This is a genomic window from Paenibacillus sp. NPDC101420 (assembly GCF_050277435.1).
Taxonomy (GTDB): Bacteria; Bacillota; Bacilli; order Paenibacillales; family Paenibacillaceae; genus Paenibacillus_AQ.
In genome coordinates, this window is sequence record NZ_JBNNSE010000004.1 from 540,444 (window position 1) to 563,792 (window position 23,349).

Here is a 23,349-nt window from a genome sequence, read left to right on the forward strand (position 1 = left end):
AAAGTTTCTTTTTGGAGGTTTTTACGTTGCGATTGAAGCAGAGAATGACATTCCTTGTCGCTTGAAAAATGATGTGTCATAATGGGGAGAAAAGGACATCAGATGAATGAACACGCATAAACTAGATAAATTGAAACGGCCGCTTTATATCAATGTATATGATGAGCTTCTTCTTCAGATTAACAAAGGAGAATACCTCGTAGGTAGCCAGCTTCCTTCAGAACCGGATTTAGCCAAAAAACTAGGGGTTAGTCGCGCTACTTTACGGCAAGCTTTAGTTCTTTTGCAAGATGATGGATTAGTAAGAAATGTTCGTGGTAAGGGGAACTTTGTACTTGAATCTTCTTTTAACCAAGAGGATACTCAATTAGAGAAACTGAGCAACCCCATGCATAAATGTCATATAAGCGCATTTGACCAAGTAGATCTACATTATCGGCTGGACCCGCAAACGGAACATACCAAACAAGTATTAAGAAGAGAATCAGCTACAGTTGTAGCTTTGGAACGTTTGTATAGAGTAGGAGGAGAGCTACATGCTTACGCTTTTACTTTTATGTCTATGCAAACAGTAGAGAGGTTATCTTTGGACCTTGATAGTAAAGAGAGAATGCTGGATTTTCTAGAGAATCAGGCTTATGTAGACGCTAACCATGGGAATATTGAAATAAAATATACGCATACCGTTAACTTAGCAGATCGGAAAGATAAATTAATGGGGCAGAACGAGTGCTTTTTGCTACTAGAAACCCTTTACGACAAAACAGAGCCAGATTATCCGTTAATGTATAATAAATTTTATATCCCACAGCAGTTCTCAAATTTAAAATTAAATATGTCTAAAGGTTAACCAATAATAATGGATTAGAAAAACTCCCTTTTATCTGCGACATTTAGCAGACAGAAGGGAGTTTTTTTGACCCGAATCAAAGAGTTTTTCGAGGGGTGATTGCTTAATGCAAAATAAATCCTTCTTCTTCGGCCTCATTGTTTGGCAGGAAAGGCAGCTTCGGGTTCGTTTTCAATAAAGTATCCATCAATGCATGATCAAAATTATGCTTTACTACACAGTTGCGGTCAAAAATCATGGTAGCCTCATCTCCCGGTTTACATGCCGGCCACTGGGGAAGGGAAGGGATGTTAGGATTGCCATAGCGTGCAAAGCTTACCCATGCCCCACAGATGCGCTCCTCCATCCGATCGGAAACTCCCGGAATGAGGCACACGGGAACGCGTTCCGTATTATGGAACACGAAAGGGATCTCAGCACAGTGCCATGCTGTCTTGCCCCCCTCAAAAGGAAATTCATAAGTAAACAAGTAGGAGTAGGTAGGAGCTTCCTCGTGTCCGGATTTCTTCTCGATAAAGTCCTTGGTTGGAACACGGAAGAAGGTATCTAAGAATAGCAGGTCGGACAAGTGTTTATCCGGATACGCTTCCTTAAATTGTGTGACCAGCTTCTCCGTATGATTGCCATACTTTTGAGTCAGCATCTCCATGGTGGCATCCTCAGACACGTCCTGCTTGTTAGGAACACCGGGACCAAAAGCGAACTCACCAAATACGCTACCAATCAATACCGGAATGGTCTTCGCATGCTCGGTAAAGCCCACCTCTCTAGGATCGCCTACATAGAATTCATTAGGCATAGGATTACCGCCAATGTATTCCCCTTGCATTGCGAGTGCTGGTGCAACTTTATTATATGCTGCAGCTAACTGAGGATAAGGAACCGCTTCCAATTTTTCTACTTCTACCTCGCCAAAATTAAGCTCTGTCAACAGTGCCTTTACAATGGCGGTACTATCGGTCTTGCGGGTGTCCAAAAACCCATCAATTAATCCGCTCTGGATAACGCCCTTATGGAACAGGCCGTCTGCTGCGGGAGTATTCATTAGTGTCCATACCTTCATACCGCCACCAGACTGTCCGAAGATGGTCACATTGTCCGGGTCGCCGCCGAAAGCTGTAATGTTTTCCTGAATCCATTTTAAAGCTGCTACCATATCGGCATTTCCGGCATTAGCGGAATTGACGTATTTATCTCCAAAAGCAGACAGGTTCATGTATCCCAGAATATTCAATCGGTGATTTAAGGTTACTACGACCACATCACCGAACTCGCTAAGCTTGTCTCCTTCATAAGCTACCTGTTCAATAGAAGAGCCAGCTGCAAAACCGCCCCCGTGCAGCCATACCATAACAGGTTTTTTGGCCTGCGGTTCAAGGCTCTGAGTCCAGATATTCAGATACTGACAATTCTCATCCATAGGCCAGTAACGGTGAGGAACCAGCACTTCCATTTGGGGCTGATCCTGGGTTAACATGGGAGACACATAACCGTAAGCGAGTGCATCCTTAATTCCCTCCCAAGGCGCTACCTCTGTGGGCATCTGGAAGCGCTTGGCATCTGCGTACTTTATCCCGTGAAAGGTATAAGTGCCGTTGACCTGAAAGCCTCTCATTTTTCCAGCTTTGGTCTGTACAATGGGTTCTGCTGAGGAACATACGAAATTTTTTGCTGTCATCATGGAAATCCTCCTTACATCAGATAGCCCCATTATAATAAAAGTAGGATAGTGAAAAATATAGGGAACTTATCTGCTTTATCCTTATTCTTTGCTTCTTTTCTGGAGGTCAGCAGGTCTGGTCTCAGGATAAGAAAATAATCATGATAAAAAAGTCAAGAATCCCCTATGCAGCAAAATTCATCACCACCCTCTAGCTGATTGCTAAGTAAGAAAAAAATGTGGAATAATGTCCATATGAAAACTACCTATGAGGTCATCACAACCAATCGTTATACTCCGTTCCGGTTATTGCTTCATCGCCCGAATCATGTGCAGATGCATTGGCATGATAATTTAGAGATTATTTTTGTCCTGAAGGGCACGATCGAGTTGTTTCGGCAACAAGAGCGGCATCTTCTGCACGAATCAGCCATTACCGTTATTAATTCGAAGGAGGTTCATTCGATCAGTGGCGATGAGAACAGCTTGATCTTAGCGCTGCAGGTGTCTCATTCTTATATAGAAGAGCAGTTTACAGTAATTAAAGAGCTGCAGTTCCATTGTGATTCTTATCTATACGACCATCAGCATCAGATCGAGTTCGATCCGATCCGTCAGATGTTGGCGTACATGATGCTGACGTATACGAAACAAGCACTGGGTTATGAACTGGAGCTGAAAGGTTTATTGTTCCGGCTCATGGCGTATCTTGTTAAATATTATTCCAAGCCTTTGCAGGGCAAAGATGCATCATCCGATGTGAAGTTCATGGATCGCCTCTTGGCCATTACCGAGTTCATTCAACATAATTATGCGAAGCCGATCTCTTTAACAGAGATTGCTGAGCAAGAATTTTTGTCGGTGCACTATTTGTCTCGATTTTTCCAAAAGTTTTTGGGTACGACCTTCTCTCAATACCTTAACGGTGTGCGTCTGGAGCATGCTTTAGATGAATTGAATTACAGTGATTTAACGATCACCCAAGTGGCGCTAAATAACGGATTTCCCAGTATCAAATCATTTAATAAGGTATTCAAAGAGTTTTACGGAGCAACACCGAGAGAGTATCGCGCGAAGCGCGCGGGAGATATGTCCGCTTATGCGAATGCCAGAGCATCGAAGACTCCTAATTATCTGGAAATGAATCAACAGGATGCCTTCAAGGAGCTATTCAAATATTTGCCGAGCGAATCTCAGGAATCCAACTTTATTATGCAAGATAAAATGGTCGTAAAGACAGAGAGCATCCACCTCGATGTAAATACTTCAACGCCGCTTATGCATACTTGGCGAAAATTGACTTCGATTGGCAAAGCGAAAGAGGGTTTATTCGGAGAGGTGCAGCGGCAGCTCATCCAGCTTCAGAAGGATATCGGGTTCTCCTATATCCGGTTTCATGGCATCTTCGACGACGAGATGATGGTGTATCATGAGAACGGACGAGGCGAGCCGTATTATCTGTTTACTTATGTGGATCAGCTATTTGACTTTTTCCTGAGCATAGGCCTGAAGCCGTTCATCGAGCTTGGGTTTATGCCTTCGAAGCTGGCGTCTGGTGATGCGACAATTTTCGTGAAAAAGAGCAATGTCAGCTATCCCAATCAATTAACGCGCTGGATGGGGCTCGTCGAAGCACTGATGGACCACTGTATCGAGCGATACGGCGTTGAAGAGGTGACTACTTGGTATGTTGAAGTATGGAATGAACCTGATGTCATCTCCTTTTGGAGCGGGACTCAAGAGCAGTATTTCACCTTCTATCAGGCAACCCATGAAGTGATCCGGAAGTATCCCAAGCTTAGAATGGGGGGGCCAAGCTTGTTGTCTCCAACGATTCTTAATGATACTTGGTTACAGGATTTTCTGTACTTCTGCATGCAAAACCATTGTTTGCCCGACTTTATATCGTTCCATAGCTACCCGTTCGATCAGATTTTTTATGATGCCATGCAGCTCGATGGGGGGATGTCGGAGGAATTCGTTTGGACGGCAGAGGAAATGTCGAAATATTGGACACTGTCGGCGGCTGAAGATTATTTATCGCAAGTCATCGTCAAAGCGCGTGATATAGTTGTTGAATCCGGAGCAAATATCAAGGAAATTCACTTGACGGAGTGGAATTCGAGCGGCAACCAACGAGACTTGATTCATGATACATGCTATCAATCCGCTTATATCGTGAAGAACGTCATCGATACGATCGACCAAGTGGATAGTCTTTGTTATTGGACGAGTACAGATTTTCTGGAAGAGTTTCTTGTGCCGAATCAAGTGTTTCACGGCGGACTCGGACTGATGACGAACAACGGGATTGAGAAAGCTGCTTATCACGCTTATCAAATGCTTGCCAAATTAGGTTCTGAGATGATCCAGCGCGGCGAGAACTATTGTATTACGAGACAAGGGAATGAGATTCAGGTGCTCTTATTCCATTATGTACATACAGATGCCTTGTATCGTCGTAATGACGTCTCTCATTTGAATGAATACGATCGCTATCGCATTTTCAAGCATAACGATCCGCTCGAGCTTACCTTGGAATTGTCGGGCCTTGCGCCAGGCAGCTATCAGATTCGCAAAACAGTGTTGAACCGCCAATGGGGCAGCTCCTACGATCGTTGGGTGGACATGGGACACCCCGTACATCTTCATTCGGAGGATATTTCCTATCTAAGGAGTGTAAGTCTTCCGAAACGGGAAATTTTCGTTCAACTCATCGATCAGCAATTTAATCTCAAAGCAGAACTTTCACCGCATGAAGTCCAATTGTATGAAATGAAAAGAATCTAATCTATGATAAATCGACCCCTAGCAGGCATGTAGGGGTCTTTTTTGTCCTCTGACAGGTTCATATTTGACCTTACTACAATTCCACAAAGCTTAAGTAGGTTTCAAAGAGGTTAAATTTGCGATGGAACAGGGATAAATAGCGGGAAGTTATTGTTGTTAGCGCTTACTATAATGAAAGCATGATAATGAGCAGGAGGTAAACACACATGTCAACCAAACAAGTACCATGGTTTGAACGAATCAGCTATTCACTTACCGATACTGCATCCAATCTCGTCTTTCAAGTAGTAACAACCTATCTGTTGTTCTACTACACAGATTCGATCGGAATGAGTGCGGCTGCTGTAGGTACATTATTTTTAATCGCCCGGGTTATCGATGCTTTTGACAGCCCTTTCTTCGGGATCATGATCGATAAGACAAATACCAGATGGGGAAAATCGCGTCCATGGTTCCTATGGTTAGCCTTGCCATTTTCCGTTATCGCTGTGCTAACGTTCTCTGTACCGGATATTAGTCCGTCGGGACAAATTGTGTACGCTTACGTGACCTATATCCTGTTAGGGATTCTATATGCAGGTATCAATTTGCCGGTCACTTCTATTCTGCCCAGTCTATCGAGTGATCCGCAAGAGAGAACGGTTATTGGTACGATTCGTGTCCTGTTTGCCATGGTAGGGACGATTGCCGTAACGACCTTTACATTGCCGATTGTTCATAAATTAGGGCAAGGCAATGATGCCAAAGGCTTTACCTGGACGATGATCATTTTTGCATCAATTGCATTTGTGCTGTTCATCAATGCATTCTTCAATACGAAAGAGCGCGTAGTATCCGCTTCTTCTCAGAAATCTTTACCGGTGAAAGAGGGCATGAAAGCGATCAAAGGCAATTGGCCGTGGGCAATCATGTTGTTTATAAACTTTATTTTCTGGGTGGCGAACATCATGAAGACCCAGACGACAACCTATTATTTCACGTATAAAATTGAAAGACCTGACCTGATTCCAATGGTAATGGGCTTGAACCTAGTCATGATCTTGACCTTAGTCATCGTGCCGTCCTTAACCAAAAAATTAGGTAAACGGAATATCATGATATTCGGATTAATCGTTTCAATTATGGGTCAGCTGATCATGTTCATGGGAGATCAAGCGAGCAGCATCACATTACTAATAACTGGAAGTGTCGTTGTTAGTCTTGGTGGCGGTTTTGCAGGCGGATTGTTGTTCATTATGATCGTGGATACCGTGGATTACGGCGAGTGGAAAACAGGGGTTCGTGCACAAGGCTTGCTGACAGCTTCCTCAAGCTTCGGTGTAAAGTTCGGTATGGGTATTGGCGGCGCGTTATCCGCCTGGATGCTTGGACTTAACGGTTATAAAGCGGGAGCAGTGCAGACGGCTTCGGCATTGCGGGCCATCGAACTAAATTTTATTTGGATTCCTATTGTTTGTTACGTCTTAGCCATTATCGCACTATTGTTCTATACCTTAGATAAAGATGAGAGTCAAATGCTAGCAGATTTGAAAGCACGCAATAACATTGCATTATAAATTCAATGATATCGAGAGGAGAAAACAATATGCTACATCAAGTAGATTTGACGAAGAAACCATTTAACCTGAACGAACAAGATATTACATGGGTACAAGAAACATTAGAAGGCTTAACGTTAGAAGAAAAAGTCGGACAGCTCTTTTGCCCTGTAGGGATGGGTGACAACGCGGCTTTGATCGATATGGTGAAAAAATACCAGCCAGGCGGATTAATGTATCGTCCGGGTCCAGCGCAAGAGATCCGCTCAGCGCATAAAGCCATGCAGAAGAACAGTAAGATACCGATGCTTCTCGCAGCGAACCTGGAAAATGGGGGAGATGGGGTTGCAACGGAAGGCACTTACTTCGGGAAGCAGCTTCAAGTGGCGGCTACAAATGATCCGGATATGGCGTATAAGCTAGGGACTGTGGCTTGTAGTGAAGGAAGAGCCGTGGGATTGAACTGGTCCTTTGGACCAATTGTCGATATTAATATGAATTTCCGCAATCCGATTACGAATGTTCGTACCTTCGGCGATCGTCCAGAGACCGTGCTTGATATGGGACTTGCTTACATGAAGGCAGCCCACGAGAACGGTATGGCGGTATCGATTAAGCATTTTCCGGGTGACGGGGTCGATGATCGGGATCAGCACTTACTGACATCTATAAATCCACTCTCCACAGAAGAGTGGGATGCGACTTTTGGACATGTATATCAGACGTTAATTGATGAAGGTGCTAATACGGTCATGGTCGGACACATTATGCAGCCAGCCTATCAACGTCATTTTAATCCACAATTAAAGGATGAGGATTTGCTTCCAAGTTCGTTGTCGTCAGAAATTCTACAAAATTTGCTGCGCGAGAAGCTGAACTTTAACGGTGTTATCGTCAGTGATGCCACGTTAATGGCCGGATTTACAATAGCAGAACGTCGTGAGCTGGCTGTACCAAAAGCGATTGCTGCGGGATGCGATATCTTCCTCTTCAATCGGAACTTCGAGGAAGATCTAGAGTATATGCTAAGCGGCATTCGTAACGGCATTCTGACGGAAGAACGCTTGAACCAAGCTGTAACGCGTATTCTTGGCTTGAAGGCATCTTTAAGATTGCATGAGCAAGCTCGTACGAATACCTTGGTTCCTGATGAGTCAGCTTTAGCGGTCATTGGTTCTGAGCAACATCACCAATGGGCACAGGCTTGCGCCGACCAATCCGTAACATTAGTGAAAGATACGCAGCAATTACTACCGGTTACACCGGAAACGCATAAGAGAATGCTGCTCGTCGTGTTAGGTGATGAGGAAGGAAGCTTCTCCGCGGGAGGAACCCATAAGCCATTCGTAGAGAAGCTGCGGAATGCTGGATTTGAAGTTACCGTCCATGATCCGATGGACATGCAAGCCATGTTCATGTCGGTTCGGGATTATGTGAAACAATATGACTTCGCGCTTTACTTCGCGAACTACGCGACAGCGAGTAATAAGACAGATCTGCGTATTAACTATACACCGCCATATGGTGGGGATATTCCATGGTTTATTAAAGAATTGCCAACGATGTTCGTATCCGTGGCGAACCCTTTCCATTTGCAGGATGTGCCGCGTATTCCGACGTTCATCAATGCATACTCAGGAAATGAATATTCCTTGAATGCGATCGTTGACAAAATCCAAGGCAAATCTGAATTTAAAGGAACCAATCCGGTCGATCCGTTCTGCGGCTATTGGGAAGCCAGACTATGATGCGTGCCGTTATATTTGACCTTGACGGTGTACTGGTATCGACGGATCATTTTCATTATAAGGCTTGGAAGCAAATAGCAGATCGGCTGAACATTCCTTTCGATGAGGATGTCAATAACCGATTGCGCGGTGTGAGTCGCATGGAGAGTCTGGATATTATTTTATCCGGTGCTTCGGACAAACAATTTACAGATGAGCAGAAGCAATCGTTAGCAGAGGAGAAAAATACGATTTATCGTAAGTTTCTGGAGCAGCTTTCACCTGCTGACATCTTACCCGGTGTAACGGAGACCTTGGAAGGATTAAAGGTGAAGGGGGTCGCCGCCGCTGTAGGGTCCTCCAGTAAGAATGCGCGGTTCATTCTTGAACAAGTAGGCTTGTTAGATTGGTTCGCCGTCGTAGTCGACGGTAATCAAATCTCAAGAAGCAAGCCGGACCCGGAAGTATTTTTGCTCGCGGCAAGTCAGCTGGAATGTGATGCATCCGCATGCCTGGTTGTCGAAGATGCGGTAGCCGGAGTGCAAGCAGGCGTCCATGCAGGAATGGAAGTTGCGGCGGTAGGTGACGCGGTGAACAGCAAGGAAGCGACCTTTACGCTTCAACGAATAGATCAACTGCTCAAGCTGATCTAAATACAAAGTAATGATGAAGTGGGAATAGACTTAAAAAGTCGAAAAACCTTGTAGTTTAGGGTTTTCGACTTTTTTTATTATAAATTAAGTTCTACTAGATTATTATGTATTTCCAACTAGCTGGAAAGTCTTAAATATTGGACTTTTGCTAAAAATCTATTGTAAGATCTGTGACAATATAGACTCTAATGTTTTTGCTTGATAGGGCTCGCCAAATTCATATAATACATCGATTGCTGATTGAGCAAGCTTCGTTCCTTCTTCTTTACTGTTTCTTTTAATTTTAATTAGACCGTTATAATACTTATATACAATCTTAAAGAACAGCGTTTGATATTGAGGACTGCTAATATTATTTAAGTTCTCTAGTAAGATCTCTGCATAGCTTATTTGATTGATCATAATTAATTCGTAAATCATATTGGTTAGCATTACACATATGACATCTCGTCCGCGTTCGTGAGCTTCATATTTTTTCATAGACTTAATAAGCGTTTGAAAGAGTATATCTCTTTGATCGTAATCTATGTAATTTAAAGTATTTGTGAACAGCTGCATTTCTTGGAGGGTCCAGGATTGGAGATTGTTGAGATAGTTAGTGATCGTCTCGATATCTTCTGTCAAAATGACATTCTTCTCAAACTGACCCGTCAAGTTAAAGTGCTTCAATAATCTTATACGAGACCTGACTTCTGCCAGATGAATTTTTGAGGTCAGATCCTCTCTCTGATGTAGTTCTTGATAAATCTCAATTAATGCTTCGAGATCGTTATTGTTTCCGGCTTTGGAATATTTGTTGGTAAATGTATCGTGTTTAGATAGTTTATAACCTCTATAAATGTAGAAAAACTCATCAATCCCCATCATAAGTCGATTTAAAATTTGTTCTAACAGCCTTAATGTGATCTCATGGTTTCCTTTTTCAAATTCAATGGCATATGATTTCGAGATAATATCTAAATACACTTCTTTTTGACTTAATCCCTTATTGGTCCGTATATTTCGAACAACCTCACCGTAGGTATTCAATTCGTTCGCCACCCTCTTATTGAAATCGTGAGCTTTTATTATATATTTCAGAGAGAATCTAATTTGATTACGAAATTTTGATATTTGAAAGTCTGCTCATTGTGGTGTTTTGAGCTGATTGGAAATATTAGTAAATAAATCGAATCCGTTGGAAATTTCTTCAATTTAAGGTCCTATTTATAAGACCTTTGTCGAAATGGGACATAAAAGCAATTATGATGTAAGTACGTTAGATGGATTAATGGAAGCATAAGTTCTATATTTCCTTGGAAGGATTTGATTTATTATGAATAATAAAAGTGATTTTTTCAGATTTGAGCGTAAAAATGATGATTTCCCGTTCTACAGTGAACTGTCATCGCCTAGTCTAAATTTGAAGAGCAGCCTCATTTTTCTCGTTTCTGTCGCGGTTGGTTTTGCTCTGTTTCTTATTATGTTTGGAGGTCCCAATGTACAGCCCTTTATGAATGTGATTTTTCCTTTAGCAGCAGTAATCTTTGTGGCACGAAGTCAATGGACATCATTATTCAGAAAATTAGTAGCTAAAGATATTCTTTTGATTCTTGGAACTTACGTTGCGAATTTGATTGTGACAGGTATTGTCGGTTTCCTTATTACGAAATTGTTTAGTACGAGCGCTAATCCCGCAACCGATAGTTTCAATGGTAATTTTGCTGATGCAATTCCGTTCTTCTTGAGAACGATCCCGATGCTGTTTGGTGAAGAATTAATCACGATACTTCCATTCTTGGTCGTGCTATCATTTGGAGTTAAGAAACTTAAGATGAGTAGAAAGTCTGCTATAATTTTAGCCTGCATAGTTTCAGCTATTTTATTTGGGGCATACCATTTACCAACGTATAATTGGAATATTGTCCAAGCTATTCTCGGTATTGGTATTGCACGGATCGTTCTGCTATATCCATATCTTAAGACTAAAAATATATGGACATCGTTTATAGTGCACGTGATGAATGACTGGACAATGTTTGCTTTGGCCTTTTGGGCATCCACTCGCTAATTTTTCTCAAAGGATTTTTTGCGATAGAGTCTTAACAAACACCTGCAACTCCTTATTGAAGAAGGGGCTGCAGGTTTTTTTTGTATTCAAAAAAATGTGATAGACGCTATATAGCTGCTCAATATGAATGTGATAAAATGGGAAAAATCTATCATAGGGAGAAATTAACATGGGATTTTCTCTTCTCGGCACACTAATGGCATTAATCCTTCTTGCTCCAAGTTTGCTAATGATTAAGTTTCCACCTGAAAATGTACCTTCGGGTTTGCGAGATGCAGAACCAATCTATACCCTCTTGGAGAGAGCAGGACAATTGGGTTGTATAGGTATTCTTGCGATGTCACAGGATAACTTTCAACAGGTAAAGTTTGGCGTAATTGCTGTCTTTATTGTCTTGTTGATTGCTATTTATTATGGTCTTTGGATTCGATATATCGTTAAGGGGAGGCAATATAAATTGTTATGGGACCCTTTAGGAATTATTCCGATCCCGATGGCAGTCCTCCCAGTATGTGCATTCGGATTGGCAGCGATTTGGGGCAAATCCATTTGGCTGAGTATTGCAGTAGTTTGTTTAACGATAGGGCATTTAGCCAACTCTTGGCATAGTTATCAGTACACCAGAAATAAATAATTAGAAACATAGTAAAAAATACCCATATAAAAAGTGGTTGGATAGTTAATAAGCTGCATTGATAGAGCGAGTTTGAAGATAGATAAAAGCATGAAAATGCATGATTTACGAACAATGGAAAAAATAAAGTCGAAAATGTTCGTTTTTTATCATTGACAACTCACGTGCTATCCACCTAAAATGATAGAGCACAACAACATAATTCTTTCGTATATTTCCGGGAATTGGCCTGGAAGTTTCTACGAGGTCACCGTAATGACCTGGCTACGATTAAGAAGAGCAGAGCAACCCGCATTGTCCTGGATTTAGGGCTATGGTCCTGGGTGCTACTCTTTTTTTCGAGCCGGTGTCTAACAGATACCGGCTTTTTGTTGCTGTCAGACACAACATACCTTAGGGGGAGAACAATTTGAATCGGTTTTTCAAGTTGAAAGAGAACGGCACCACAGTTCGTACAGAAATCATGGCGGGCTTGACCACGTTCATGGCAATGGCTTACATCTTGTCGGTTAATCCGAGTACTTTAACAGCATTTGGCCGTATTGATATGGGCTGGTACTCTGTATTTCTAGCGACGGCGCTGGCAGCAGGTATTTTCACCATCGCAATGGGCGTGTTCATAAACTTTCCAGTGGCGTTGGCACCTGGTATGGGACTTAACGCATATTTTGCTTCCGTAATTCTATCTTCCGCCACATCAGAGCATCCATTCACTTGGCAAATGGGTCTGACAGCCGTATTTATTTCCGGTTTGATCTTTATCTTGCTGACTGTAACTCGAGTGCGACAGATCTTACTAACTGCAATTCCTGACAGCTTGAAACATGCGATTACAGTAGGTATCGGGATGTTCATTACGATCCTTGGTCTTAAGAACAGTGGACTTATGACGATTGGTGTTGAAGCCGGTAAAGACATTCCTGCTAACACTTTCACAGATGTCCTTTCCTTTGAAACTATCATTCACATGGGTAGCCTAGAGAATTCCAATGTCCAATTGGTAATTATCGGACTTCTTCTAATCTCTATCCTGATGGTATTGAACGTTAAAGGTGCGATTTTATTCGGTATCTTGGGAACAACTGTCGCTGGTATGCTGATGGGTGTAGTTGATTTCAGTGCATTGTCCAGTCCGGCAACGCCTTGGGTTCCTGACTTCACACAATTGAACTTCTTCCAGTTTGACTGGGATGGTATCCTGCACACAGGTATTGTTTCAGCGATTGCAACTTTCACATTTGTAGAGTTGTTTGATACATTTGGTACACTTGTAGGTACGGCTCAACGCGCAGGTATTATGGATAACCCTGAAGAAGGTAATAGACGTGTAGGTAATGCGATGTTTGTCGATGCAGTTGCTGTAGCAGGTGGTGCGGCACTGGGTACTTCGACTACTACTGCTTTTGTAGAAAGCGCGGCAGGTGTTGCTGAAGGTGGACGTACAGGTCTTACAGCTGTAACAACGGGCGTATGTTTCTTGCTTGCATTGTTCCTTGCTCCAGTGGTTGCTCTTATTCCTGGATCTGCTACAGCCGCAGCATTGATCGTCGTAGGTGTGCTGATGGCGCAATCGATCCGTCAAATCGATTTTCAAGATATGGTTGTTGCAATTCCAGCGTTCCTAACACTTGTAATCATGCCTTTCACTTATAATATTGCTAACGGTATCTCCTTTGGTATCGTAACTTATGTAATCCTTGCTTCTGTTGCTAACCTTGCAGGTAAGAAGAAATACGATATTCACTGGATGATGTGGGTACTTGCGATCCTGATCGTTCTCCGTTATGTATTCCTTGGTAGCGAGGGCTAACATATATACAGTATTTCTGAAATTCATCTTGGGCTCCTTCATTACTGAAGGGGCCGTTTTTTTTATTTTGGATTATGTATTCTCCTACTTAACTTGTTGGATGTTCTTCCTTTCCATCATCCAATATTTAGATTATATTGTTGAAGAGGTGATGAATGTTGTCCACAAGATTTAGCAATTGGTCTTCTTATTTTAAAAGTAATCCTTGGCCTCTCTTATTGTTTTTGCTGGGGGCTGTGATTCGCATTTTTTACTTTGGTTCGATTCCAGGTGGCTTGAATCAGGATGAGGCATCTATAGGTTATGATGCTTACGCTATTCTTCATTATGGAATAGACCGCAATGGTATTCATTTACCTATTCACCTCATTGCTTGGGGAAGCGGACAGAATGCACTTTATGCTTACTTATCAATGCCTTTCATATTATTGTTCGGACTTACTCCAATGTCTGTACGTGCGGTTAGCTTAATCATGGGTCTACTGGGTATGCTCGTATTCTATCTTCTTTCCAAAGAGCTATTTACTTCCAGAACTGCTGGTATTGTGGCGATGTTTTTTATCGCAATTAATCCTTGGCATATTATGATGTCAAGATGGGCACTGGAATCTAATTTATTCCCCACCCTGATTCTGTTCTCCGTTTATATGTTACTTAAATCATTTCAAATTCCGAAGTGGTCTTATGGCTTTACAATTATGCTTGCCCTTTCACTTTATGCCTATGGAACATCCTATTTTTTTGTGCCGATATTTGCTTTAGGTGCTGGAATTCTTCTATTCTATACAAGAGCACTAAAGCTTCGGACCATTCTATGGAACTGTGCTCTGTTTATATTAATGGCACTCCCAATCTTCCTATTTATTATGATCAATCGATTGTCGCTAGAGGGGGTTTTGACCCCATTGTTCTCAATTCCGAGATTGACAACGCCGCGTGTGGAACAGGTAACTTCTATATTCGGAGGGCAACTATTACATACAGCATTAAGCAATTTCCGGGAATTTTTGAAGATATTAATTAGCGGATCTGATGGTTTGCCTTGGAATTCGATTTCACCTTATGGATACGCGTATCCTATTGCGTTACCCTTTGTACTTATAGGACTTATATTTATGTTAACGACAATACGGAACCGTGGTCGTGAGCGGACGGGACTGCTCGTTATTTTACTTTGGTTGTTTGTTTCCGTTTTGATGACCTTTGTTACGAACGTAAACATTAATCGGATGAATGTGATTTTCTATCCAATCATTTTGCTGATTGTTGCAGGGTTTATGTGGTTAAGCAAGAAAGTAAAAGTATTAGGAATTCTGTCGGCTGTAACCTTTAGCTTATTTTTTGTTCTATTCACTACAGTTTATTTCCGTGATTATCCTAAAGAGATAGGACCAGCTTTCTATGAATCTTTCGGTGAGGCTATACAATATGCTTCTGAAGAGAGTGCTGGGAACATCTACGTGACTGATAAAGTTAATATGCCTTATATTTATGTGCTTTTTTATGAGCAGATCAATCCCCATGATTTCTTAGCAACCGTTAATTATTCTAATCCTGGAGGTGCATTTCAGCAGGTGTCTTCCTTTGGGAGATATAGATTTGGATATTCAAGCATAGTTCCGGGAGAGACAGCGACATATATCTTGTGGAATGGTGATCCCATTCCTGCTGAAAGCGAAAATTATTCGGTTAAACGTTTTGCCAACTATACTGTTGTGACCGCTAAGACTGGGGTAGTAGAGGGAATCTCGGAATTTACAAACGGAGGATTTGAAGAGGGGATATCAGGCTGGAGCTTCTCATCCGGTACGGGTGTGGCGACCAATAATCCTTATAATGGAAGTTATCTGGCTTATCTTGATCCGGGATTTGACAAAACGATTACACAATCTATCAGAATAGCAGAACCTGGAGAATATAAGCTTGGTATAATGGTTAGTGCCGGTGGAGAAGAAGGAAGGGTTGGCGTCCGAGTTAATGGCGTAGTGCGGGCGGAGGCTGAAATACCTGCTAGTGAGGTTTATCAAGAGCTTACACTTCCGATGGTATCTATCGGTCAGAATGAGCAAACTGAAATTTTTATTAAAGGCGGTAAAGGCTGGATTAACATAGACGAGGTGAGGTTGGAACGATGATCAAGAGTACACGTACGGCCGCAGTGACTGTATTGATGCTGTTATTGTTTTTGCTTCCTGTAACAAGCATTTATGCAGATGGAAATCTATTGCAAAACCCTGGATTTGAGGAGGGAGGAGAGGACGCTCCTTCTAACTGGACTAAGGATATGTGGATTTCTGGAGACAACTCTGGCATACTTTCAATCCAATCGGACGAGGTTCACTCCGGTAGTAAAGCGGCAGTCATTGAGAATATCGAGCCCAATCATTTGAAATGGGTGCAGACGATTAAGGCAACGCCGGACAGCTATTATAAAATCTCTGGATGGATCAAAGTAGTAAGTACCGCAGGCGAGGGAATGGGCGCCAATATACTTGCCGTTGGAGTAGGCGGGGGTTATCCCAGCGTAACGGATACGGCAGGAGAGTGGCAGTATCTTGAATACATAGGCCAGACAGGACCTAAGCAGAAAGAATTCGGCATAGGTGCAAGTTTGGGGGGCTACTCCAGCTTGATTCAAGGTAAAGCTTATTTTGATGATTTGTCTGTAGAAAAATTAGACGCTGCTCCCGAAGGGGCCAACGTCATTTCGCTGGATAGTGCAGCAGTTAGTCAGGATGCTGGTGGCAAAAAAGCGGATACCCCACATAAGGTATCTCCAACCAAGATGCTGCTGATCTCAGCGCTTTTCAGTGTATTTTTTGCAGTGCTTTATACCAAGGCATTCCGCAGTGAGAAGCTTATGAAGCAACCTGAGAATGTCTATTCCAAATGGCTGAGCATTGCCATCGGGGTTGCTTTTATCCTAAGGGTCTGGATTGGTCTGACTGCTCAAGGCTATCAGAACGACATGAATACCTTTATAGCTTGGGGTCAGCGCATGGTTGATTTAGGTCCAGGCAAGTTTTATGAAGAAGGGTATTTTGCCGATTATCCTCCTGGTTATTTGTACATTTTGTACATGCTTAGTCTTATTCGCGGTGTATTTGGCTTTGCGCATGGTTCGGGTGGAGAGAATCTGCTATTCAAACTGCCAGCGATTATTTCTGATTTGGTATTGGGTTACTTCATATATCAAATGTCCCGCAAAAAACTCGGCTCAGGGATCGCTTTTGGCTTAACGCTATTATTTCTGTTTAATCCGGCGGTGCTTGTTAATTCAGCGGCGTGGGGACAAGCGGATTCGTTCTTTCTGATTTTCTTGTTGCTCAGTATCCATGGCGCTGCGAACAAAAAGTTTGTTCAATCCGCGATTTTGTTTGCATTAGCAACTTTAATTAAACCACAATCGTTAATATTCACACCGGTATTATTGTTTGCTTTCTATCATCACCGTGCTTGGAAGCAGCTTGGATTTGGAGCTTTGTATGGATTAGGGATATTCGGATTGCTCGCGGCACCATTTTTCTGGAATAACGGTGGTTTAGTTGGCCTTATTAATCTGTATAAGAGTACGTTATCTTCCTATCCCTATTCTTCTGTGAATGCATTTAATCTATATGCACTGACTGACCCGATGTGGTCATCTCTTGACCTAACTTGGTTAGGTATTACTTACCGTTTATGGGGCTTCATATTTATTTTAGTGGCAGTAGCCATAGCAACGTTTTATTCCTTCAAAAAAGATCGCTTGGATTTATCCAAATCCTACTTTATCGGTATGGCGCTCATTGTAGTAGTCTTTGTGCTTGGAACCAAAATGCATGAACGTTATATGTTCCCTGCAGTTATTCTATGTATGTTCACTTATATAGCGAGTCGGGATCGTAGGTTTTTATCCCTATTCCTTGGATTCAGCTTAACGCAGTATATCAATGTGGCTTATACGTTGACCCATCTAAATGCAGGTGTAAATCCAGGTGCAGATGGAATCGTTTTGGTCACTTCTATTGCTAACCTGTCATTATTGCTATACATGCTCTACATCGGTTACGACGTGTATGTTCGTGGGGGAGTAAAGCCTCTTCCAGCACCACCAACACCTGAAGAAAAATATGAAGAAGACCTTAAAGTCGTCGAGCAAATAAGACCGCACCAGAAGGGAGGGAGACTTAAGCGATGAAGTTTAAGCGTATAGATTGGATATGTATTCTTGCCATTACTGCCGTTTACGCGGCAATTGCTTTATATAATTTAGGTTCTACTAAATCTCCAGAGACCTTGTGGGAGCCAGATGCCAGCGGTGAAAGTTTCTATGTAGATCTAGGACAGAGTAAACAATTGGAACGCGTGAATATCTTCGGTGGCGTAGGTACCGGGAAGTTTAAGCTCGAATTCAGTGAATCCCCTGAGGTCTGGAGTAGTCCGCTGGATGTAAGCGAGGATGTTGGGAATGTCTTCATCTGGAAAAGCCAACCTCTGAACGTTGCAGCAAGATACGTGAAGTTTACAGTTACATCTCCAGGGTTCACTTTAAATGAAATGGCCTTCTATGAGCAGGGAGGCGAAAGAGTACCTCTTTCTATAGCCGGTGTTACACCGGATGCTAATGCAGTCGCTAAAAGAGGAGAGCCTGCCAATCTTTTTGACGAGCAGTCGCTCATCCCTGAATATTCTAACTTTATGAATAGCACTTATTTTGACGAGATCTACCATGCACGGACAGCTTATGAATATACACACGGGATTGTGCCTTATGAGAACACGCATCCACCACTAGGCAAGCTATTGATCGCAGTAGGGATGGAACTGTTTGGAGTCAATCCTTTCGGCTGGCGTATTATCGGAACATTGTTCGGGATTGCCATGCTACCTCTCATTTATGTAATGGCACTACGTCTCTTTAAAAAGAGTAAATACGCAGCACTTGCAGCTGGATTGTTCGCACTGGATTTCATGCATTTCACACAAACAAGAATCTCTACGATCGATGTATACGGAGTATTCTTCATCATGTTAATGTTTTATTTCATGCAGCGATATTACACTATGAATTTCTTCAGGCAGCCCTTAAGAAAAACACTAATTCCGTTATTCTGGTCCGGTTTATTCTTCGGAATTGGTGTCGCCTCCAAGTGGATTGTACTGTACGGAGGAGCTGGGCTGGCCATTATGCTAGCTATCTCGCTCTTCGAGCGCTACAGAGAATACCAAGCATCGGGACGGTTGCTCGCGGAAGGGAAGATCAAAGACAAGGAACTGCTGGGTACCTGTCGCGAAGCCGTAAATTCGTTCTGGAAGAATACCATTATTACGCTAGCTAGTTGTGTTGCATTCTTCGTAATCATACCGGTCATTATTTATAGTTTATCTTTTGTTCCGGGTTTATCTGCATCCGCAGAGGGCTTTACTATAAAAGGCTTGATTGATTCCCAAAAGAACATGTACAACTATCACAGTCAGCTTGTAGCTACACATCCTTTTGCTTCCTCCTGGTGGCAATGGCCGTTTATGAAGAGACCCGTCTGGTTCTTCAGTGGCAGTGAGGGATTGCCGCAAGGTCAGGTCAGCAGTATAGTGACTATGGGGAATCCGCTTATCTGGTGGACGGGTATTTTCGCAATGCTGGCAACGCTGTGGATTACACTGAAACGCAAAGATAAGACCCTTTATATGATCTGGATCGCCTTTTTCTCACAATATGTTCCGTGGATGCTTGTCCCAAGGGAAACCTTTATCTACCATTATTTTGCTATGGTGCCTTTTATGATTCTTGGTATTGTATATATAATGAAGTTGCTAGATAGTAAATATCCTGAGGCTCGTTATGTTAGTTATGTCTATGTGGCTGTTGCTTTACTGCTCTTTGTCGCGTTCTACCCTGTCCTGTCAGGGATGCAGGTAAGCGGAGATTATGTGAAGGGTATGCTGCGTTGGTTCCCATCTTGGGTTTTCTAAGATTTTTTATAATATCTATAATAATAAGTTTATGCTTACAGCGTTATTATGAAGTACAGAAAGATGTAACGCTCCATAAAGCTTTTAGGAGGAATAAAGGTGAAAGCCAGATATAGTGTAATTGTACCCATGTTCAATGAGGAGCAAGTAATTAGCGTTACTTATGAACGTTTGAAAAAAGTAATGGACGAATGCGGCGATACTTATGAGCTAGTCTTCGTAAATGACGGAAGTCGTGATCGTTCGGCCCAGATGATTCGGGAGATCAGTGATCGGGATGAATGCGTCAAGCTAATTGACTTCTCGCGTAATTTCGGACATCAGGTAGCAATTACAGCTGGCATGGACTATGCCGAAGGTCAAGCGGTTGTTGTTATTGATGCTGACCTTCAAGATCCACCGGAGGTCATTTTGCAAATGATCGAGAAGTGGAAAGAGGGTTATGACGTTGTGTATGCGAAGCGGCTGAAGCGCCGTGGAGAAACGATGTTCAAAAAGGTAACGGCTAAGATCTTTTATCGATTACTCAGCAGCATGACAAGTGTAGACATTCCTACGGACACAGGTGATTTCCGTCTTATTGATCGTAAGGTATGTGATGTCTTGCGAGGTCTCAAGGAAAAAAATCGGTATGTCAGAGGTTTAGTGAGCTGGGTCGGCTTCAAGCAGACGATGGTGGAATATGAGCGGGAAGAACGATTTGCAGGAGAAACTAAGTATCCTCTTAAGAAAATGATTCGTTTTGCGCTGGATGGGATCACTTCCTTTTCGCATAAGCCACTTAAGATTGCTACGTATGTCGGATTCTTTCTTTCCTTCTCGAGCTTTCTCTATTTATTCTTCGTATTGTTTCAAAGAATTTTTTTCACCTCATGGACGGTTCCAGGTTGGGCTTCCATTGTAGGGGTCAATTTGCTCTTTAATGGTATTGTTCTGATGCTGCTAGGTGTAATCGGTGAGTATATTGGACGGATTTATGACGAGTCTAAGGATAGACCGTTGTATATTGTCAGTGAGACCATAGGATATCGTAACGAAGAAGAAGTGGATCGCCGGAAGGATTACAAAGATGTCAGATAAGAACTTTCGGACTGCTTTCATACAGTTTCTCAAATTTAATGCTGTAGGTTTGGTAAATACCCTCATTGATTTCGTAATCTTCACATTACTGAACTCACTTGGGATGGTATATGCGTTGGCACAGGTAATTTCTTATAGTGCAGGGACAGCGAACAGCTTTATTTTGAATAAAAAAGTAACCTTCAAGGATCGTGACCGTGGCAATAAAGAGGGTTTTGATAAGACGCAGTTGCTGAAGTTTATCGTACTGAATCTGGTAGTACTCGGAATATCGCTGTTGCTAATGCATCTGTTGACTGACAAAGTAGGCATTCAAGTGTTGATCTCTAAGGTATTAGTAACGTTTGTGACGGTGATCATTAACTTCTTCGGAAGTCGTAAATGGGTATTCTAAAGTTCAGTAGAACCAATCTACGGAGGTGAAAATCATGCGTAAATTCTCGTATGTGCTCATACTGGCGGGGATCCTTATCATGCTCTATCCAAAAGCTAACGAATGGTATAACGACTGGCAGCAGGATAAGCTATTAGAATCGGCTGAACTGAGCACCAGTGAAAGTACTCCACCACCTGATCTGAAGAGCAGATATGCCGAGGTCACTCAGCTACTAGCGGAGGAATCAGCTCTAGATGCACAAGCACAGCCGCAAGAAACAGAAAAGCCGGAACCGGAAATTGAAGTGGGTGGCAAAGTTATCGCATTAATTGAGATCGATAAGATCGATCTGAAGCTGCCTGTATTAGAAGGGGCTACTAAAGCGAATATGAAGCATGCCGCGGCCCATATGAAAGAAACAACTCCAATAGGAGAAATAGGGAACGCCGCAATAGCTGCACATAGAGCTAGAACTACGGGCAGATTGTTTAACAGATTGAATGAGGTTGTGATTGGGGATACGATTTCGGTAAAGACTAGCGATCAGACCTATAATTACGAGGTTTATGATATTTCTGTTGTACTTCCTAGTGATGTGTCTGTTCTAGACGGGAATAACAAAGATAAAATTCTTACTCTAATTACGTGTGACCCACTAGTAGATCCTACACATCGTTTGATTGTTCATGCCAAGCTTTCCTAATCGTTGACGAGAAATAACAAGAGAATTCAAATACAGAGAAATAACTATAAAATAATAGTAAATCTAGCAATTTTGTTCTTGTTTACGAGGATAAATATGGTAGTATAAGACTATAAAAGCTAAACACGATAAACGGCAAACCTATCGAAAGGTAGGGACGCAAAGCTAAAGGGCCTTCCCGTAAGGATGGCAGCCAGTTACCGAATGAAGAGGCTTTTTTTGTTTTTATAAAATATATAAGAATCTTAGATTCATATTTCTACTTGGACTGATTCTCTTAATTTGTCTAGTGAAATTAGAACAGATAGAGCTTATACGATAACGGCAAACCTATCGAAAGGTAGGGACGCAAAGCTAAAGGGCCTTCCCGAAAGGATGGCAGCCAGCTACCGAAAGGGGTTTTATCCGTGAAAAAGGTTTATTTTATGATGGTGGCGCTGTTCGTACTGATTACTGCGGTTCCGGTAAGCACAGCTCAAGCCGCAAGTGTAGATGCAAGCTGGTTGATTACATCGAAAGTGGCTCAAGGTGTTATTGGAATTAACTATGATATTCCGAAAGATAAAAGAATCAAACTCATGATCACTAAAGACAACAGCAGCTATACATATAACTTATATGCTTCTGGACAAGCTGAGGACTTCCCTTTACAACAAGGTAATGGTACTTATAAGGTTTCTGTTCTTGAGAACACAACCGGCAATAAATACAAAGCGTTATATTCCGAAGTAGTAGACGTAACCATGAGTGACTCGAATTCCGTATATTTGGGCTCCGTACAGAATGTGAAATGGAGTTCTTCTGATAAAGCGATTCTTAAGGCAAAAGAGCTTACAAAAGGCAAAACAACAGATGAAGAGAAAGTTAAGGCAATCTATAACTATGTAGTTGCTAATGTACAATACGATTATTCTCTTGCTAATAACGTTACAACAGATTACATTCCGAACATTAACAACACTTTGAATACTAAAAAAGGAATCTGCTATGACTATGCTTCTCTTTTTGCCGCAATGCTGCGTAGTGTAGATGTGCCTGCTAAATTGGTGATGGGGAATACTAGCTACGTTACGCAATACCATGCATGGAATGAAGTGTTGATGGATGGGAAATGGGTTACTATTGATACAACGGTAGATGCATCGTCAGCGAAGAGTAAGAAGAATACGGATTTTATTAAGGCTTCAAGTAAGTATACTGCAGCAAAATACTATTAATTTGCATCGCTAGATTCATAACTCTATTAAATAAACAACCAGCTTAATTATTAAGCTAGTTGTTTATTTTTCTATTAGGGGTTGCTTTTCTATGAATAGATAGGTTATTATAGTTAAGCGTTGTTAGACAGCGTACAGGCAATGTTTGAGAGAGTTATATAAACGGCTTTCGAAAAATAAAGCTTGCATTACTGAGAACAACATGATATATTATAAGAGTTGCTGCTGAGACATTAAACGGCGCCAACGAGAACTTGATCTTTGAAAACTGAACAACGAGTGAGTAGGAAATCACGAAAGTGAAAT

The 23,349-nt window shown here is 42.0% G+C and carries 17 protein-coding genes and 3 riboswitches; of the genes, 15 read left to right on the plus strand and 2 right to left on the minus strand.

Features of this window, described 5'->3' with window-relative positions; all coding sequences use genetic code 11:
• The first annotated feature begins 106 nt into the window (after positions 1-106).
• Positions 107-850, plus strand: coding sequence for a GntR family transcriptional regulator (locus tag ACQKMP_RS20315; RefSeq protein ID WP_339268616.1), 744 nt, complete (start codon positions 107-109; stop codon positions 848-850).
• A gap of 103 nt (positions 851-953) precedes the next feature.
• Here ACQKMP_RS20315 and ACQKMP_RS20320 read toward each other — a convergent pair whose 3' ends face one another.
• Entirely contained in the window at positions 954-2,531 is a 1,578-nt protein-coding gene (locus ACQKMP_RS20320) for a carboxylesterase/lipase family protein (RefSeq protein ID WP_427470646.1), read from the minus strand.
• Positions 2,532-2,765: 234 nt separating this feature from the next.
• Between ACQKMP_RS20320 and ACQKMP_RS20325 the strand changes: the two genes are divergently transcribed.
• From ACQKMP_RS20325 to pgmB, 4 genes are all read left to right on the plus strand, one after another.
• The gene (locus ACQKMP_RS20325; protein WP_427470648.1) at positions 2,766-5,300 is read left to right on the plus strand and encodes a GH39 family glycosyl hydrolase; all 2,535 of its coding nucleotides are present in this window, start codon (positions 2,766-2,768) and stop codon (positions 5,298-5,300) included.
• Positions 5,301-5,506: 206 nt separating this feature from the next.
• A complete protein-coding gene (locus tag ACQKMP_RS20330) occupies positions 5,507-6,856 on the plus strand; it encodes a glycoside-pentoside-hexuronide (GPH):cation symporter (protein WP_427470650.1) in 1,350 nt (449 codons plus the stop codon).
• Positions 6,857-6,885: 29 nt separating this feature from the next.
• Positions 6,886-8,586 carry a glycoside hydrolase family 3 protein gene (locus ACQKMP_RS20335; RefSeq protein WP_427470652.1) on the plus strand — a complete coding sequence of 567 codons (1,701 nt, stop codon included), beginning with the start codon at positions 6,886-6,888 and terminating at the stop codon, positions 8,584-8,586.
• Positions 8,583-9,218, plus strand: coding sequence for a beta-phosphoglucomutase (pgmB, locus tag ACQKMP_RS20340; protein WP_339244673.1), 636 nt, complete (start codon positions 8,583-8,585; stop codon positions 9,216-9,218). Before ACQKMP_RS20335 ends, pgmB begins: the two co-directional genes overlap by 4 nt.
• Positions 9,219-9,374: 156 nt before the next feature.
• Here the strand turns inward: pgmB and ACQKMP_RS20345 are convergent, their stop codons facing one another.
• Positions 9,375-10,247 (minus strand): helix-turn-helix domain-containing protein, encoded by an 873-nt coding sequence (locus ACQKMP_RS20345; RefSeq protein WP_042184710.1) that lies wholly within the window; start codon positions 10,245-10,247, stop codon positions 9,375-9,377.
• 286 nt (positions 10,248-10,533) lie between these two features.
• Here ACQKMP_RS20345 and ACQKMP_RS20350 point away from each other — a divergent pair, with 286 nt between their 5' ends.
• From ACQKMP_RS20350 to ACQKMP_RS20395, 10 genes are all read left to right on the plus strand, one after another.
• The gene (locus ACQKMP_RS20350; RefSeq protein WP_042184712.1) at positions 10,534-11,268 is read left to right on the plus strand and encodes a CPBP family intramembrane glutamic endopeptidase; all 735 of its coding nucleotides are present in this window, start codon (positions 10,534-10,536) and stop codon (positions 11,266-11,268) included.
• Between the two features lie 169 nt (positions 11,269-11,437).
• Entirely contained in the window at positions 11,438-11,902 is a 465-nt protein-coding gene (locus ACQKMP_RS20355) for a hypothetical protein (RefSeq protein WP_427470655.1), read from the plus strand.
• 187 nt (positions 11,903-12,089) lie between these two features.
• Positions 12,090-12,189, plus strand: a riboswitch (purine riboswitch).
• A gap of 122 nt (positions 12,190-12,311) precedes the next feature.
• Positions 12,312-13,712 (plus strand): NCS2 family permease, encoded by a 1,401-nt coding sequence (locus tag ACQKMP_RS20360; RefSeq protein ID WP_042184716.1) that lies wholly within the window; start codon positions 12,312-12,314, stop codon positions 13,710-13,712.
• A gap of 155 nt (positions 13,713-13,867) precedes the next feature.
• Positions 13,868-15,847 carry a hypothetical protein gene (locus tag ACQKMP_RS20365; RefSeq protein WP_427470656.1) on the plus strand — a complete coding sequence of 660 codons (1,980 nt, stop codon included), beginning with the start codon at positions 13,868-13,870 and terminating at the stop codon, positions 15,845-15,847.
• On the plus strand, positions 15,844-17,892 hold the full coding sequence (locus tag ACQKMP_RS20370; protein ID WP_427470658.1) for a glycosyltransferase 87 family protein: 2,049 nt from the start codon (positions 15,844-15,846) through the stop codon (positions 17,890-17,892). Before ACQKMP_RS20365 ends, ACQKMP_RS20370 begins: the two co-directional genes overlap by 4 nt.
• Positions 17,889-19,667 (plus strand): phospholipid carrier-dependent glycosyltransferase, encoded by a 1,779-nt coding sequence (locus tag ACQKMP_RS20375; protein ID WP_427470660.1) that lies wholly within the window; start codon positions 17,889-17,891, stop codon positions 19,665-19,667. Before ACQKMP_RS20370 ends, ACQKMP_RS20375 begins: the two co-directional genes overlap by 4 nt.
• A gap of 99 nt (positions 19,668-19,766) precedes the next feature.
• Positions 19,767-20,747, plus strand: a complete 981-nt coding sequence (locus ACQKMP_RS20380; protein WP_076285851.1) for a glycosyltransferase family 2 protein — start codon at positions 19,767-19,769, stop codon at positions 20,745-20,747.
• Positions 20,737-21,141 (plus strand): GtrA family protein, encoded by a 405-nt coding sequence (locus ACQKMP_RS20385; RefSeq protein ID WP_339268633.1) that lies wholly within the window; start codon positions 20,737-20,739, stop codon positions 21,139-21,141. The genes ACQKMP_RS20380 and ACQKMP_RS20385 overlap by 11 nt, the downstream gene beginning before the upstream one ends.
• A gap of 34 nt (positions 21,142-21,175) precedes the next feature.
• Complete coding sequence (locus ACQKMP_RS20390; protein ID WP_339244691.1) at positions 21,176-21,826, plus strand: class D sortase; 651 nt, start codon at positions 21,176-21,178, stop codon at positions 21,824-21,826.
• A 124-nt stretch (positions 21,827-21,950) separates the two neighbouring features.
• Positions 21,951-22,031, plus strand: a riboswitch (cyclic di-GMP riboswitch).
• 108 nt (positions 22,032-22,139) lie between these two features.
• A riboswitch (cyclic di-GMP riboswitch) is annotated at positions 22,140-22,220 on the plus strand.
• A gap of 13 nt (positions 22,221-22,233) precedes the next feature.
• Entirely contained in the window at positions 22,234-23,043 is an 810-nt protein-coding gene (locus ACQKMP_RS20395; RefSeq protein ID WP_081383096.1) for a transglutaminase-like domain-containing protein, read from the plus strand.
• Positions 23,044-23,349 lie beyond the last annotated feature (306 nt).